This is a genomic window from Polaribacter sp. KT 15, assembly GCF_900143115.1.
Classification (GTDB): Bacteria; Bacteroidota; Bacteroidia; order Flavobacteriales; family Flavobacteriaceae; genus Polaribacter; species Polaribacter marinaquae.
Genome location: NZ_LT670850.1, coordinates 1,527,572 through 1,542,301 on the forward strand (window position 1 = coordinate 1,527,572; position 14,730 = coordinate 1,542,301).

A 14,730-nucleotide genomic window follows, 5' to 3' on the forward strand; every position below is an offset into this window, starting at 1 on the left:
TTATAACTATATAAAAATTACGCCTTTTAAACTGTACCTTTGCCTTAGAAAGATAAAAACAAAGATTGTGTCTGTAAAAGCAAAAAAACATTTAGGTCAACATTTTTTAACGGATGAAAGTATCGCAAAAGATATTGCTGATGCTTTAACAGAAAACGGTTATGACGATGTCTTAGAAATAGGACCAGGAATGGGTGTTTTAACCAAGTATTTATTAGAAAAGAAAGCAAAAGTTACTGTAATGGAATTAGACAGAGAATCTGTTGCATATTTACACGACACTTTTCCTTTAGAACATATAAACTTAGACACATCTAAAGCACATTTTTCTATAATCGAAGGCGATTTTTTAAAGAAAAATATTCAAGAAATATTTCAAAAAAAGCAAGTAGCAATTATTGGAAACTTTCCGTACAATATTTCTACTCAAATTGTTTTTAAAGCAATAGAAAATAAAGAATTTGTACCAGAATTTGCAGGTATGTTTCAAAAAGAAGTTGCTATGAGGGTGGCAGAAAAAGAAGGAAGTAAAATTTACGGAATCCTATCTGTTTTAACACAAGCTTTTTTTGATGTAGAATACTTATTTACGGTACCGCCAACAGTATTTAATCCGCCACCAAAAGTAGATTCTGGCGTTATAAGATTAATCAGAAAAAAAGATTATTCTTTACCTGTAGACGAAAAAATATTTTTTAGAGTTGTAAAAACAGCTTTTAATCAACGTAGAAAAATGTTGCGCTCTAGTTTAAAGTCTTTTCAACTTTCGGATTCTTTAAAAGAAGACCCTATATTTGCGAAACGACCAGAACAATTATCTGTTAAAGACTTTATTTCTCTAACACAAAAATTAATAGAAAATGGCATTTGAAATTACTGATGAATTTCTAGAGAATTTAATTGGCTTAATCTATAAAAATGATGATGCTGCAATTAAAGTACTTTTTGAAGAGGTACATTTTGCAGATATTGCAGAGGTTTTAGATGAAGTAAATTTTGATGAAGCTATTTATATTATAAAACTTTTAGATAGCGAAAAAACATCAGAAATTCTTACTGAGTTAGATGAAGATACCAGAGAAAAGATTTTAGAAAACTTATCTGCTAAAGAAATTGCAGATGAAGTTGGAGAAATGGATTCTGATGACGCCGCAGATATTATTGGTGAACTATCAGAAGAACGCCAAGAACGCGTAATAGATGCTTTAGAAGACGATGAATTAGCTGCAGATATTAAAGAACTTTTATCTTACGAAGACAATACTGCAGGTGCTTTAATGGCTAAAGAATTGGTAAAGGTTTATGAAACTTGGACGGTTGCTGGTTGTATGCGTAGAATTAGAGGACAAGCAAAAGAAGTAACCAGAGTACATTCTATTTACGTTGTAGACAAACAAGATAAACTAGTTGGTAGATTGTCTTTAAAAGACTTAATAATTGCCAAAGCAGAACAAAAAATTGCCGAAATTTCTAAAACAAAAGTAGACGCTGTAAACGTTAACGAAAATGATGAGGAAGTTGCTAAAATTATGGCAAAATACGATTTAGAAGCCATACCTGTTGTAGACGACAATAATATATTATTAGGTAGAATTACAATTGATGATATTGTAGATGTTTTAAAAGAAGAAGCAGATAAAGATTATCAAATGGCTGCTGGTTTAACGCAAGATGTAGATTCTGATGACAGTATTTTCGAACTAACCAAAGCTCGTTTACCTTGGTTGTTTTTGGGTTTAGTGGGTGGAGTTGGCGCATTTATTATTATGGAAGGTTTTCATGATATATTTTCTAAATACGGTACACTTTTCTTTTTTACACCATTAATTGCCGCCATGGCTGGTAATGTTGGTGTACAATCATCAGCAATTATTGTACAAGGTTTAGCTAACGATGATGTAAAAGGAAGTATTTATGGCAGATTACTTAAAGAAATGCTTTTAGCGGCTTTAAATGGTGTTATTTTGGCCTTGTTTCTATTTATTTTTGTTTGGATTTATAAAGGAGAAGTGAATCTTTCTCTTGCAATTTCTGTATCTCTAGTAGTTGTAATTATTATTGCTGGACTTATAGGAACATTTGTGCCATTATTTCTGCATAAAAGAGGTATCGATCCGGCAATTGCAACAGGTCCGTTTATTACTACGAGTAACGATATATTTGGAATCTTAATTTATTTTATGATTGCAAAAATGATTTTAGGTATTTAAAAAGCCTTCCTGAACTAACAGAAAGGCTTTCTCCTTTTTCTTCATAATTGTTTAAAAATAAGCCCCTAATCTTATTCTTCGCAATTAATCCCATTCTTTATAGATGATTGAGTTATAATTATCTACAAGACAAATATAATATTAGTAAAAAAACTAACATTGTGGAAATCCGTAATTTGAAATGTTATTTTCCGCAAAAGCAATATTTAGTCGATTACACCTAACTCTTTTGCTTTTAAAATTAAGTCTGTATTGTTATTTGCGTTTAAATCTGTTCTAAGATTTGCCAATTTTGTTTCTATAGATCTCAATTTTACAATAGAACCATCGTTCTTTTTAATAACACCTTCTAAATTGCTTATTTTAGGTTGATTTGGCAACTCTTTTAAGACTTGTATAGCAATATCATCCATTTGTATTTGAACGATGTTTCTACGCATTATTTTCTGATGAATTTCATGCGTATAATAGTAATCGTTGGCTAACATTTTAGTTAGCGCAAAACTAATTTCTGATGCATCACATTTACTTTTTAATAAATATGCATTTGGGTTTAAATTACTAATAACATTATACACTCTATTTGTTTCTGTATGCCCAGTTATTACTGCAATTTTTAAATCAAAATCGTTATTTCTTATGGCTTTAATCAACTCTTCTCCGCCATCTAAATTAGTGTCCTCGGTTGTATTATCGAAACTTAAATCGGTAAATAAAAGCTGAAAAGGTTGGGTATCTTGATTTTGTTTTATCAGCAAAAAAGCTTCATCACAACTATTAGTTGTTACCACTTCAAAATCTCCTATTTCTTTTAACGAACATAGAATTCCTTGAATAACCAATTGATGATCATCAACAACTAAAATTTTTATTTTATTTTCCATTTTTTGAAACATAAATTTTAATGGTTGTTCCTTTTTCTAGCTCGCTATCAATATTAAAAACACCGTTTAAATCTTCTACTCTTTCTCTAATATTTTTTAAACCTATTCCGGTTTTCTTAACTTCAGCATCAAAACCTATTCCATTATCAGAAATTTCTAAAGTTATTGTTTTTTTATTTTCAGAAAACCTAACAATTAATTTTGTTGCTTCTGCGTATTTCTTGGCATTCTGTATACTTTCTCTAACAGCTAAAAACAAAGTTCTTTTGATAGAATTGTTAATTTCTGTCCAAGAAATATCATTAATATTTTCTACTTTAATTTTAAAATCAGGTTCAAAGTAATCTGATACTAAGTTTATAATTTGGTCTTTAAATGATACTTTATTAAAGCTCTCGCTACTTAATTGGTGCGATAAATTGCGAACGTTCTCTTTAATAATATGTAAGCTTTTTGCTTCTTCTAATTGGTTAGACTTTTCTAATTTTAAATGTAACATTCTAATATCGCCAGCAACCTCATCATGCAGAGATTTAGCAATTTGTTGCCTTTCTTTTTCTCTAGCTTCTACTTGAGCTAATTTAGCTTCAAAAAGTATTTTTTTTCTTCTACTAGCAACAATGTTTGCACCAAAACCAATAAAAAGAATACCAGCGCCTGCAATTAAAAAACCAATCGTTTTTTGTTGTTTTTCACTTTTTATGAGTAATTCTTTACGTTGATTTTCTAATTTTAAACTGGTGTTTTCTTTTTCTTTTTTTTCTGTTTCGTAAATAACCTTGGCAAATTGATTTTTTCGAGTTCTTTCTCTAGTAAATAAACTGTCTTTTAACTGAACATATTCTTTAAAATGCTTTTTGGCTGTTTCACCAAAAGTTAACTCAGTTAAAAATTGTAAACAATCTAAAACTTGCTCGTTATTTCTTGTTTTTTTACCTAGCTCTAAACCAATATAAGCATGTTTTTTTGCCAAATTATATTGTTTATTTTTCATGTAAGCTTCTGCTAATAAACTATGAGAAACACTTTCACCATAAACATATTTAGATTTTTTTCTACCTTCTAAAACTGTTTTGTAACCAGAAATTGCTTTATCTATTTTACCTTGTCTAAAATATGCAGAAGATAAGCTACCTAATAAGTTTTGGTATTGTCTTGGGTATTTTATCGCAATACTATCAAAACGTAAACCTTCTTTAAATAAAGTAATTGCTTTATCAAAATTACCTTCATCTACATAAGTTGCACCAATATTATTGTATAAGTTTAGGTAATTTACTTCTCGTCTAGAAGTTACCGTATTAAATTTTGCCAGCTCTCTTGCCTTAAGATAATAAGCTCTAGATTCTTTAGGCCTATTTAAATGTCCTAAAGCATTTCCTAAGGTTTGATATAAAGAAATTAGAGTTCTATATTCTTTATCTTGGGCAGGTTCTATGTATTTTAAACCTTCTACAGCAGTTGTTTCACAACCTAAATAATCGAGTTCTTTAACTTGAAGAATCGCCATAGAAAGCAATCTTCGTCCGGTTTCTATAGAATCTTTTAAGCCAATAAAAATCTTTTTAGATTCTTGATAATAATAAAAACTACTATCTAAATTATTTTTTATTTTATGGTTTAACGCTGCAAAATGGTATGCCTTAGCTAAAGAAAAAGAATCTTTACTGCGTTTAAAATGATTTTGTAATTTATTCTTAGAAAAAGTTAAACCTAAAGTATCTTTCGCAAAATAACTTTCTTTGGCATATTCTATGCTTGTTTGTTGTATTAAAGAATCTATTTTTAAATCTTCTAATAACGTAATTGCTTTTTTAAGATATCTAACTTTATTAGATCCTTTAGCATTGTCTAAATAAAAATTTAGTGAGTCTTTTGGTGTTTGTGTAAATGCATTAAAAACTGCAAATAAGGTAAATAAAAGTATTAGAGAATTCTCTTTTTTCATAGTTCAAAAAGAAGTGTTTACTTCTTAAATTTATAGCACCATAAAATTAGTCCTTTCATTTATAATAAAAAAGTTTCTATTGTAATTTCTGAAACAAATCCCAAATAACAACACCTGTAGTAACCGAAATATTCAGCGAATGTTTGGTGCCTAATTGCGGAATTTCGATACACATATCGGAAGCATTTACAACTTCTTGCTGTACACCTTTTACCTCGTTACCCATCACAATTGCGTACTTTTCTGTTTTCTTCGGATGAAAAGTATCTAGTTTTGTTGAGTTTTCTGCTTGTTCTATTGCTAAAACTTTTACATTTTCTGCTTTTAATTTTTCAACTAAAGTTAGTGTATCTTCTACATATTGCCAAGCAACAGATTCTGTTGCTCCTAAAGCCGTTTTATGAATTTCTTTATTTGGTGGCGTAGCACAAATACCACACAAATATATTTTTTCAACTAAAAAAGCATCGCTAGTTCTAAACACAGAACCAATATTATTTAAACTTCTAATATTGTCTAAAATTACAATAATTGGCGTTTTTTTTACTGTTTTAAACTCATCAACAGTTATTCTACCTAATTCGTTATTTTTTAATTTCCTCATGTTTTAAACTTTTAGCATTTAGCTTTCTACTTTTAGCTAGTTTGGTATGAAAACTAATGGCTAAGAGCTAAAGGCTAAAGACTTTTTTCTATCTTCGCAAAACTAACAGAAAATTTCTAAAACTTGGCAAAATCAAAAGCTAAAAAGGTTACCCCTTTAATGAAACAATACAATGCAATCAAGAATAAATATCCTGATGCGATGTTGCTTTTTAGAGTTGGCGATTTTTACGAAACTTTTGGTGAAGATGCTAAAAAGGCTGCAGAAGTTTTAGGAATTACGTTAACTAAACGTGGTGCTGGTTCAGATTCTGAAACGGCTTTAGCTGGTTTTCCGCATCATTCTTTAAATACCTATTTACCAAAATTGGTAAAAGCGGGTATGCGTGTTGCTATTTGCGATCAATTAGAAGATCCTAAAATGACCAAAACCATTGTAAAACGTGGTGTTACAGAATTAGTAACTCCTGGAGTTTCTTTAAACGACGAAGTTTTACAAACCAAAACCAACAACTTTTTAGCTGCTGTTCATTTTGATAAAAAACAACTAGGAATTTCATTTTTAGATGTTTCTACAGGTGAATATTTAGTTGCCCAAGGAACTGCAGAATACATCGATAAATTGTTGCAAAACTTTAATCCGAGTGAAGTTTTAGTTCAAAAACAAAACAAACAACAATTTTTAGAACTTTTTGAAAACCGATATTATACTTTTTATTTAGATGATTGGGTTTTTCAAAAGGAATATGCCAACGAAACTTTACAAAATCATTTTGAGGTAAAAAGCTTAAAAGGTTTTGGTGTACAAGATGTTAAAAACGGAATTATTGCTGCTGGTGCAGTGTTGTATTATCTATCGGAAACACAACACAATCAGTTAAAACATATTCAACATATCAGCAGAATTGCAGAAGATAATTATGTTTGGATGGACCGATTTACTGTTCGAAATTTAGAATTATACAATCCGAATTCTATAAATGCCGTAACACTTTTAGATGTTATTGATAAAACAATTTCGCCAATGGGCGGACGTTTGTTAAAACGTTGGTTGGCGCTTCCTTTAAAAAATATCGACGAGATTAAAAATCGTCATGAATTGGTAAAGTTTTTTATAGATTCTGATGATTTTTCAAAAACGGTAACCTATCAACTCAAACAAATATCTGACTTAGAAAGGTTAATTTCTAAAGTGGCAACTGGCAAAGCATCGCCAAGAGAAATTGTACTTTTAAAAGATTCTTTAAAAGCAATTTTACCGATAAAATCATCCGCAGAAAACAGCAAAAACAACGATGTAAAATCTTTAGGAAATCAGTTACATACTTGCCAAGATTTAATTGATAAAATTTCTGAAACCTTGTTTGATGAAGCTCCGGTAAACATTAATAAAGGAAATGCAATTGCCAACGGTGTGCATCAAGAATTAGATGATTTACGTGCAATTTCGAACTCTGGTAAAGAGTATTTAGACAATATGTTGGCGCGTGAAACCGAGCGTACCGGAATTACAAGTTTAAAAATTGCATTTAACAACGTGTTTGGGTATTATATTGAAGTTAGAAATACGCACAAAGATAAAGTGCCTGAAGAATGGATTCGAAAACAAACCTTAGTTTCGGCAGAAAGATATATTACTGAAGAACTAAAAGAATACGAAACTAAAATTCTTGGTGCCGAAGAAAAAATAGCAAAATTAGAACAAGAAATATTTTCTAAATTACTGCAATACATCATTCAATATGTACAAATTGTGCAAGAAAATGCGCAAATTGTTGCAAAAATAGATTGTTTATTGTCATTCTCTGTTTTAGCAATTGATAATAATTATGTGCGCCCAATTATGGATGAAAGCACCGATTTAGAGATAAAAAATGGTCGTCATCCGGTTATAGAAAAACAATTGCCAATAGATCAAACCTATATTGCAAACGATGTTGTTTTAAACAGAAATCAGCAACAAATTATTATGATTACCGGACCAAACATGTCTGGTAAATCGGCAATTTTACGTCAGACTGCTTTGATTGTTTTATTGGCACAAATGGGAAGTTATGTTCCGGCTCAAAACGCAAAAATCGGAATCGTAGATAAAATTTTTACTAGAGTTGGTGCCAGTGACAATATTTCTATGGGCGAATCTACCTTTATGGTAGAAATGAATGAAACTGCATCAATCTTAAATAACGTTTCTGAGCGTAGTTTAATTTTATTAGATGAAATTGGTAGAGGAACTTCTACTTATGACGGAATATCGATTGCTTGGGCCATTTCTGAGTTCTTACACGAACACCCAACCAAAGCAAAAACACTTTTTGCTACGCATTACCACGAATTGAATGAAATGACAACAACCTTCGAGCGTATTAAAAACTTTAATGTGTCTGTAAAAGAGTTGGAAGACAACATTATTTTCTTACGTAAATTGGTTTCTGGTGGATCTAATCATAGTTTTGGAATTCATGTTGCTAAACTTGCTGGAATGCCAAATATGGTGATTCATAGAGCAAATAAAATTTTAGAAAAATTAGAGAAAAACAACAAGAATTCTGAAGTAAAAGACGTTTTAAAACAAACCCAAGAAGAAGAAATGCAATTGAGTTTCTTTCAACTAGATGATCCTTTATTAGAAAATATTAAAGAAGAAATTTTAGCAACAAATATAGATGCTCTAACACCTATTGAAGCCTTAATGAAGTTGAATGAAATTAAACGAATGTTGGTTAAGAAATAGCTTACTTATACTTTTCTTTAATTAAATCTTCTGATTTAATTCTTATTATTACAAAAGGAAAAATTAGTAAAAAAAGACTTAAAACATCTAAAATTATATCTTTGTCCTCTTTAAAAATTATATTTAAAGTCGATAAGAAAATTCCACACAATACAAACAATAATATATATTTTATCTTAAATCCAAAAAATGGTATTAAGAGTATATAACAAAGTCCAACTATTATAGCAATTTCAGAAGAAGTTATCATTTTTTATTGATTGAGTTTGAAAAGTAATTACAATTTACAAAAAAATATATTATTGCCTAAGTATTAAAAAAACAAATATAATAATGGTAAACAATTTAGAACAAGGTTTTTTCGGTATCGGAATTCAAAATGGGAAAACACCAGAAAACTTAGGCGTTTTATGGCGTTCTGCACAAAATATGGGCGCAAGTTTTATTTTTACAATTGGCAATAGATATGCAAAACAAGCTTGCGATACACATAAAGCTGTGGGTGCCATGCCTTATTTTCATTATGAAACTTTTGATAATTTTTTTAAAAACCTACCAAAAGGTGCAATGTTAGTTGGTGTAGAATTAGATGAAAAAGCAGTGCAATTAGAAACCTTTAAACACCCTAAACGTTGTGTGTATTTATTGGGCGCAGAAGATCACGGAATGTCTAAAATTGCGATAGAGAAATCGCATCATTTGGTAAAATTTAAATCGGAATTGAGTTTGAATGTTTCTGTTGCCGGAAGTATTATTATGTACGATAGACAAGCAAAATTAAACTTCAAATAATCTTTAAGCAGATTTTACCTTATTTTTAGTAGCGTAGTAGTTAATTATACATGCAATTGCGCCTAAAAACGGAACAAACAAAATAATTGCACCCCAAATTAAAAAACGTAAATTACTTTCACTTTTTGAAGCAAGTACAAGTGCTGTAATAACTAAAATTAATAAAAGACCAAAAATAACTATGGCACCAAAAGAAGTAAGAAAAAGCATATTTTTTTTAGTAAAAATACATAATTATTTGGTTATTTGATATAGAAAACCAGAAAATTGCGTTAAACAATTATAGTTTATTCTTTTTATAAAAATAACTGACTATCTTTGTACTATGAATACAGTATTCTTATTTATTAGTGGTCCAGAGATTATGGTGATTATGTTAATCGTTGTAATGGTTTTTGGTGCAGATAAAATACCCGAAATTGCTAGAGGTTTGGGTAAAGGTATTAGGCAAGTAAAAGATGCCACCAATGATATTAAAAGGGAAATTAAAGACAGTTCAGAAAAAACTGGTTTAGATACAAATATCGCTAAAGACATTAATAAAGAAATTAATGCTGTTAAAGATGATATAGACGATTTTACAGGTCCTATTAAAAGGCAATTTTAACGTTTATTTTACTCTACTTATTGTTAAACCATCTCGTATTGGCAACAATACAGTTTCTATTCTTTCATCTTCATTTAACAACCTATTATATTCTAAAAGTACTTTAGTGTCTTTGTCTTTTGGATCTAATTCTTCGACAACTTTACCACTCCAAAGTACATTATCAGATAAAATTATTCCGCCAGAATTCATTTTATCGATAATTAAATGAAAGTAATTTATGTAGTTAGATTTGTCTGCATCTATAAACACCAAATCGAACTTTTTATCTAAAGTTGGTATAATTTCTATTGCGTTACCAACATGTTGCGTAATTTTATTTCTAAAACCAGATTTTTCGAAATATTTATTTTGAAGTGTTTCTAATTCTTCATTTTTGTCTAAAGTGATTATCTCACCATTTTTATGCAAACCTTCTGCCAAACACAAAGCAGAATAACCTGTGTAAGTTCCAATTTCTAAGATAGATTTTGGCTGAATCAATTTTGTAATCATCGATAATATTCTACCCTGAAAAGCACCACTTAACATTCTAGGATTTAAAACTTTTTGCCAAGTTTCTTTAGTAAGTTCTTGTAAAATTTTAGGTTCTATTTGCGAATGTGCAACAACGTAACTGTCTAATTTTTCTGGTAAAAAGTGCATTTTATAACGATTAAGAAGTTCAAAAATACAAAAAAACGGAACTTATAAATTATAAGTTCCGTTTTTTAATATTGTTATTTGTTTTATTGTCTGCTTTCTTCTAAAGCATTTTTTAAAGCGTCTTTTTCTTCGGATGACAAACAATGTTTTATACTCTTACAATTTTTAGAATAGCCTTTGTAAAGTTTACTTAAAGCCATGTTTTGTTTGGTATATTTTGCACAAATTCTACATTTAATAAAGTGAATATTTAACTTTATTAGCTCTTTAATAGAAGCTTCACCATATTGGTTTTTATCACAAATTGCTGTGGCTTCGTCGCAGGTAATTTTTAAACTCTTAAACATTTCTTAATTATTAAACCAGTTATCTTCCATACATTTTCTAAGCTGAGTTCTAGCTCTGTGTATAATAACCCATAAGTTTGACGCTGTAATATCTAACTCCTTACAAATTTCTTCCGTTTCAAATTCTTGCACAGTTTTCATTCTAAAAACCATTGCATATTTTTCTGGCAAATTGTCTATACAAGCTTCTAATTGGTCTTTTAATTCTTCATTTTCTATAGAAGTTTCAGAAGTATTATCCCATTTTTGTGGTACTCTTTCTTCTAACCAATCTCCTTCATTTTCACCATCATTATAAAAATTCATTCGAACTTCTGCCTGTCCTTTTTTAGAATTTATTTTTCTATAATGATCTATAATTTTTCTTTTTAAAATAGAAACCAACCAAGTTCTTTCAGAAGCTTTTCCTTTAAAATTCTTTGCAGATTTTAATCCTGCAAAAAAAGTTTCTTGCACAAGATCTTTGGCCAAATCACTGTTATTAACACGAGAAATAGCGTAATTATACAAATAATCGGCATAATTATCTATCCATTTATTTGTATTTATTGTGTGTATTTTTTCTGCCATTGATAATTTAAAGCCTCAAAGATAACGTTAATTTTTTTCTTTTAAATAGTTACAATCTTCTCTTCGTCTCATATCAACTAAATAAATAATTTTCCAGGTTCCGTTGTCATTAAACAACTGAAAAGAGTTTGCACCACAATGACTAAAATTCTCATTAAAATAAAACTCATAAGGTGTCCAAACAGAAGCTAAATTTCCATCAATCTTAATTGTGTAAGACAGTAATTTTTCTAAATAAACATGCTCCGGATTTTTAGTAGCAATACTTGTTAATAATTGATTTCTAGTTTCTGTTTTTAGAATAGGTAAACCTTTTTTATTTGTACTTGTGGTTTGTATTTTAATATTTTTATGCAAAGTCTTTTTCATAATTGTACTATCACCTTTGTGTAATCCTTCAAAAAAAGTATGAATAACATTTTTAATTGCTATTTCTTCTGATTTATTTTGAGCAAATAACACATTAGATATTAAAACTAAAATAATAAAAACGAACTTTTGTAACATACTGTTTTGATTTTTAAAAACATAAAACTACTAATTTTAAAATAATAATTTTTTATCACTAGAATTTTAAATACCAAAATATCTATTGATATTCCTTACTTTTACAACCTAATAAAATGATAAAAATATGTCTGTAGCTAAGAAGCAATATAAACGTGTTACCGTAAAATCTTTGGTAGAAATGAAAGCAAATGGAGAAAAAATATCCATGTTAACTGCTTACGATTTTACAATGGCAAAAATTTTAGATGGTTCTGGAATCGATGTTTTACTTGTAGGAGATTCTGCATCTAACGTTATGGCGGGTCACGAAACAACATTGCCAATTACTTTAGATCAAATGATTTATCATGCAAGTTCTGTAGTTAGAGCAATAGAACGTTGTTTGGTTGTGGTAGATTTACCTTTTGGTAGTTATCAATCTGACCCAAAAGAAGCACTACGTTCTGCTATTAGAATTATGAAAGAATCTGGCGGACATTCTATAAAATTAGAAGGTGGTAAAGAGGTTAAAGAATCTATAAAAAGAATATTAAATGCTGGTATTCCGGTAATGGGGCACTTGGGTTTAACACCACAATCTATCTATAAATTTGGTACGTATACCGTAAGAGCAAAAGAAGAAGAAGAAGCAGAAAAATTAATGGAAGATGCATTAATGTTAGAGAGAATTGGTTGTTTTGCATTGGTTCTAGAAAAAGTACCGGCTTCTTTAGCTAAAAAAGTAGCAGATGCATTAACAATTCCAGTAATTGGTATTGGTGCTGGTAACGGCGTAGACGGACAAGTTTTGGTTACGCATGATATGATTGGAATGACACATGAATTTAATCCTCGTTTTTTACGTAGATATTTAGATTTATACAAAGACATGACAGGCGCTTTCGAGAATTATATTTCTGATGTTAAAAGCGGAGATTTCCCAAGCGAAAAAGAACAATACTAATAAAAATTAAAACTTATAATTTTATATTAAGGCAGAAATCTAGAGACATTTTTTAGATTTCTGCCTTTATTTTTATCCAATAAATTAAAGTAAAAAACATGAAAATTTTACATTTAGACTCTAACCATCCATTGTTAATAAATCAATTAAATACTTTAGGTTTTACTAATGATGAAGATTATACTTCTTCAAAAAAAACTGTCGAAGAAAAAATTCATTTGTATGATGGTTTTATCATTAGAAGTCGTTTTTCTATTGATAAAGGATTCTTAGATAAAGCCAAAAATTTAAAATTTATTGGTAGAGTTGGCGCTGGTTTAGAAAATATAGATTGTGATTATGCCGAAAGCAAAGGAATAACTCTAATTGCTGCACCAGAAGGCAATAGAAACGCTGTAGGCGAACATTCTTTAGCAATGCTACTTTCTTTATTTAACAAGCTAAATAAAGCCGATAAAGAGGTTAGAACTGGCAAATGGCTTCGAGAAGATAATAGAGGCATAGAATTAGACGGTAGAACAGTAGGTTTAATTGGTTATGGTAATATGGGAAAATCTTTTGCTAAAAAATTACGCGGTTTTGATGTAGAAGTACTTTGTTATGATTTAAAACCAAATGTTGGAGACAAAAACTGCAAGCAAGTTTCTTTAAAAGAATTGCAAGAAAAAGCAGATGTTTTAAGTTTACATACACCACAAACACCTTTAACTAAAAATATGATTAATGCAGCGTTTATCAATAATTTTAAAAAGAATTTTTGGTTGATAAATACCGCACGTGGAACATCTGTTGTTACTAAAGATTTGGTTGATGCTCTAAAATCTGGTAAAATTTTAGGCGCAGGTTTGGATGTTTTAGAATACGAAAAATCATCATTCGAAAACCTTTTTTCAGATAATAAAATGCCAGAAGCTTTCGAATATTTAATAAATTCTGATAGAGTTATCTTATCACCTCATGTTGCCGGATGGACAATTGAAAGCAAAGAAAGATTAGCTCAAACTATTGTAAATAAAATTAAATCTAAATTTTGTTAACTTGTTAGCACTAAATTTATACAAATGCAATACAAGGCAAATTCACCAGAAGATTATATAAATCAGGTTCCGAAAGAGCGACAAGAAACGCTTAAAAAACTGCGTAAAACTATCAAAGAAAATCTACCAAAAGGATTTGAAGAAGGTATCCAATACAATTTTATTAGCTTTTATGTACCACATTCAATTTATCCAAACGGTTATCATTGCAATCCAAAAGAACCATTGCCTTTTATGAGTTTTGCATCACAAAAAAATTCTATAAATTTATATCATAGCGGTATTTATGCAGATGAAAAATTGAAGAATTGGTTTGTAAATGAATATCCAAAACATTGCAAAAGAAAATTAGATATGGGTAAAAGTTGTATCCGATTCAAAAAAATAGAAGAAATTCCGTTTGAGTTAATTGCAGCATTGTGTAAAAAAGTAACTGTAGAAGATTGGATTTCTTTGTATGAATCTTCAATTAATAACAAATAGATGAAAAAAGGAAAAGTAATAGGAATTGGTGGTGTATTTTTTAAATCTGACAATCCAAAAAATGCAAAAGATTGGTATCAAAAACATTTAGGTTTTAATACAGACGATTGGGGTGCTACTTTTTGGTGGAAAGATAAAGACGGTAAAGACGCTACCACACAATGGAGTCCTTTTAGCAGCGATACAGATTATTTTGAACCTTCTAAAAAAGACTTTATGTTTAATTATAGGGTAGAAAATTTAGTTGAATTATTAGCACAACTAAAAGAAGAAGGTGTAACTGTTGTTGGTGAAATTCAGGAATTTGAATATGGTAAATTTGGATGGATTTTAGACAACGAAAACAATAAAATAGAACTTTGGGAGCCAGTAGATGAAGCTTTTAAATAAATAAAACACTGATAATCATATAATTAA

At 29.5% G+C, this 14,730-nt stretch carries 17 protein-coding genes; 9 read left to right on the forward strand and 8 right to left on the reverse strand.

All coding sequences use genetic code 11. The features are described from left to right. Positions 1–67 precede the first annotated feature (67 nt). Complete coding sequence (rsmA, locus tag B5464_RS06815; RefSeq protein WP_079737756.1) at positions 68–871, forward strand: 16S rRNA (adenine(1518)-N(6)/adenine(1519)-N(6))-dimethyltransferase RsmA; 804 nt, start codon at positions 68–70, stop codon at positions 869–871. After that, positions 861–2,210 (forward strand): magnesium transporter, encoded by a 1,350-nt coding sequence (mgtE, locus tag B5464_RS06820; RefSeq protein ID WP_079737757.1) that lies wholly within the window; start codon positions 861–863, stop codon positions 2,208–2,210. The genes rsmA and mgtE overlap by 11 nt, the downstream gene beginning before the upstream one ends. A 206-nt stretch (positions 2,211–2,416) precedes the next feature. On the opposite strand, the gene B5464_RS06825 is transcribed toward mgtE, so the two are convergent. From B5464_RS06825 to B5464_RS06835, 3 genes are all read right to left on the reverse strand, one after another. Continuing rightward, a complete protein-coding gene (locus B5464_RS06825; RefSeq protein ID WP_172830868.1) occupies positions 2,417–3,094 on the reverse strand; it encodes a response regulator transcription factor in 678 nt (225 codons plus the stop codon). Beyond that, positions 3,084–5,042 (reverse strand): tetratricopeptide repeat-containing sensor histidine kinase, encoded by a 1,959-nt coding sequence (locus tag B5464_RS06830; RefSeq protein WP_079737759.1) that lies wholly within the window; start codon positions 5,040–5,042, stop codon positions 3,084–3,086. The genes B5464_RS06825 and B5464_RS06830 overlap by 11 nt, the downstream gene beginning before the upstream one ends. 76 nt (positions 5,043–5,118) lie before the next feature. Further along, on the reverse strand, positions 5,119–5,646 hold the full coding sequence (locus B5464_RS06835) for an RNA methyltransferase (RefSeq protein ID WP_079737760.1): 528 nt from the start codon (positions 5,644–5,646) through the stop codon (positions 5,119–5,121). A gap of 123 nt (positions 5,647–5,769) precedes the next feature. On the opposite strand from B5464_RS06835, the gene mutS reads away from it, so the two are divergent. Beyond that, positions 5,770–8,379 (forward strand): DNA mismatch repair protein MutS, encoded by a 2,610-nt coding sequence (mutS, locus tag B5464_RS06840; RefSeq protein ID WP_079737761.1) that lies wholly within the window; start codon positions 5,770–5,772, stop codon positions 8,377–8,379. Between the two features lie 333 nt (positions 8,380–8,712). After that, positions 8,713–9,171, forward strand: a complete 459-nt coding sequence (locus tag B5464_RS06850; RefSeq protein WP_079737763.1) for an RNA methyltransferase — start codon at positions 8,713–8,715, stop codon at positions 9,169–9,171. A gap of 3 nt (positions 9,172–9,174) precedes the next feature. Here B5464_RS06850 and B5464_RS06855 read toward each other — a convergent pair whose 3' ends face one another. Next, a complete protein-coding gene (locus B5464_RS06855) occupies positions 9,175–9,381 on the reverse strand; it encodes a hypothetical protein (RefSeq protein ID WP_079737764.1) in 207 nt (68 codons plus the stop codon). Between the two features lie 115 nt (positions 9,382–9,496). Here B5464_RS06855 and B5464_RS06860 point away from each other — a divergent pair, with 115 nt between their 5' ends. Next, positions 9,497–9,778: a twin-arginine translocase TatA/TatE family subunit gene (locus B5464_RS06860; protein WP_077810643.1), complete on the forward strand. Its 282-nt coding sequence runs from the start codon at positions 9,497–9,499 to the stop codon at positions 9,776–9,778. Between the two features lie 3 nt (positions 9,779–9,781). On the opposite strand, the gene B5464_RS06865 is transcribed toward B5464_RS06860, so the two are convergent. The 4 genes from B5464_RS06865 to B5464_RS06880 form a co-directional block, all read right to left on the reverse strand. Continuing rightward, positions 9,782–10,423 (reverse strand): O-methyltransferase, encoded by a 642-nt coding sequence (locus tag B5464_RS06865; protein WP_079737765.1) that lies wholly within the window; start codon positions 10,421–10,423, stop codon positions 9,782–9,784. Between the two features lie 83 nt (positions 10,424–10,506). Next, positions 10,507–10,770, reverse strand: coding sequence for a hypothetical protein (locus B5464_RS06870; RefSeq protein ID WP_079737766.1), 264 nt, complete (start codon positions 10,768–10,770; stop codon positions 10,507–10,509). Between the two features lie 3 nt (positions 10,771–10,773). Beyond that, positions 10,774–11,340 carry a sigma-70 family RNA polymerase sigma factor gene (locus B5464_RS06875; protein WP_079737767.1) on the reverse strand — a complete coding sequence of 189 codons (567 nt, stop codon included), beginning with the start codon at positions 11,338–11,340 and terminating at the stop codon, positions 10,774–10,776. Positions 11,341–11,367: 27 nt separating this feature from the next. Next, a complete protein-coding gene (locus tag B5464_RS06880; RefSeq protein WP_079737768.1) occupies positions 11,368–11,847 on the reverse strand; it encodes a nuclear transport factor 2 family protein in 480 nt (159 codons plus the stop codon). 127 nt (positions 11,848–11,974) lie between these two features. Here B5464_RS06880 and panB point away from each other — a divergent pair, with 127 nt between their 5' ends. The 4 genes from panB to B5464_RS06900 all read left to right on the forward strand — a co-directional run bounded on the left by panB (position 11,975) and on the right by B5464_RS06900 (position 14,703). Beyond that, positions 11,975–12,793: a 3-methyl-2-oxobutanoate hydroxymethyltransferase gene (gene panB / locus B5464_RS06885; RefSeq protein WP_079737769.1), complete on the forward strand. Its 819-nt coding sequence runs from the start codon at positions 11,975–11,977 to the stop codon at positions 12,791–12,793. Positions 12,794–12,891: 98 nt separating this feature from the next. Further along, complete coding sequence (locus tag B5464_RS06890; protein WP_079737770.1) at positions 12,892–13,830, forward strand: 2-hydroxyacid dehydrogenase; 939 nt, start codon at positions 12,892–12,894, stop codon at positions 13,828–13,830. A gap of 24 nt (positions 13,831–13,854) precedes the next feature. Then, positions 13,855–14,313, forward strand: coding sequence for a DUF1801 domain-containing protein (locus tag B5464_RS06895; RefSeq protein WP_079737771.1), 459 nt, complete (start codon positions 13,855–13,857; stop codon positions 14,311–14,313). Next, a complete protein-coding gene (locus B5464_RS06900) occupies positions 14,314–14,703 on the forward strand; it encodes a VOC family protein (protein WP_079737772.1) in 390 nt (129 codons plus the stop codon). Positions 14,704–14,730 lie beyond the last annotated feature (27 nt).

Coding starts and splice junctions, on each gene's coding strand:
- mgtE (WP_079737757.1), top strand. CDS start 861: ATGGCATTTGAAATTACTGATGAATTTCTAGAGAATTTAATTGGCTTA.
- B5464_RS06825 (WP_172830868.1), bottom strand. CDS start 3,094: ATGGAAAATAAAATAAAAATTTTAGTTGTTGATGATCATCAATTGGTT.
- B5464_RS06830 (WP_079737759.1), bottom strand. CDS start 5,042: ATGAAAAAAGAGAATTCTCTAATACTTTTATTTACCTTATTTGCAGTT.
- B5464_RS06835 (WP_079737760.1), bottom strand. CDS start 5,646: ATGAGGAAATTAAAAAATAACGAATTAGGTAGAATAACTGTTGATGAG.
- B5464_RS06850 (WP_079737763.1), top strand. CDS start 8,713: ATGGTAAACAATTTAGAACAAGGTTTTTTCGGTATCGGAATTCAAAAT.
- B5464_RS06855 (WP_079737764.1), bottom strand. CDS start 9,381: ATGCTTTTTCTTACTTCTTTTGGTGCCATAGTTATTTTTGGTCTTTTA.
- B5464_RS06860 (WP_077810643.1), top strand. CDS start 9,497: ATGAATACAGTATTCTTATTTATTAGTGGTCCAGAGATTATGGTGATT.
- B5464_RS06865 (WP_079737765.1), bottom strand. CDS start 10,423: ATGCACTTTTTACCAGAAAAATTAGACAGTTACGTTGTTGCACATTCG.
- B5464_RS06870 (WP_079737766.1), bottom strand. CDS start 10,770: ATGTTTAAGAGTTTAAAAATTACCTGCGACGAAGCCACAGCAATTTGT.
- B5464_RS06875 (WP_079737767.1), bottom strand. CDS start 11,340: ATGGCAGAAAAAATACACACAATAAATACAAATAAATGGATAGATAAT.
- B5464_RS06880 (WP_079737768.1), bottom strand. CDS start 11,847: ATGTTACAAAAGTTCGTTTTTATTATTTTAGTTTTAATATCTAATGTG.
- panB (WP_079737769.1), top strand. CDS start 11,975: ATGTCTGTAGCTAAGAAGCAATATAAACGTGTTACCGTAAAATCTTTG.
- B5464_RS06890 (WP_079737770.1), top strand. CDS start 12,892: ATGAAAATTTTACATTTAGACTCTAACCATCCATTGTTAATAAATCAA.
- B5464_RS06895 (WP_079737771.1), top strand. CDS start 13,855: ATGCAATACAAGGCAAATTCACCAGAAGATTATATAAATCAGGTTCCG.
- B5464_RS06900 (WP_079737772.1), top strand. CDS start 14,314: ATGAAAAAAGGAAAAGTAATAGGAATTGGTGGTGTATTTTTTAAATCT.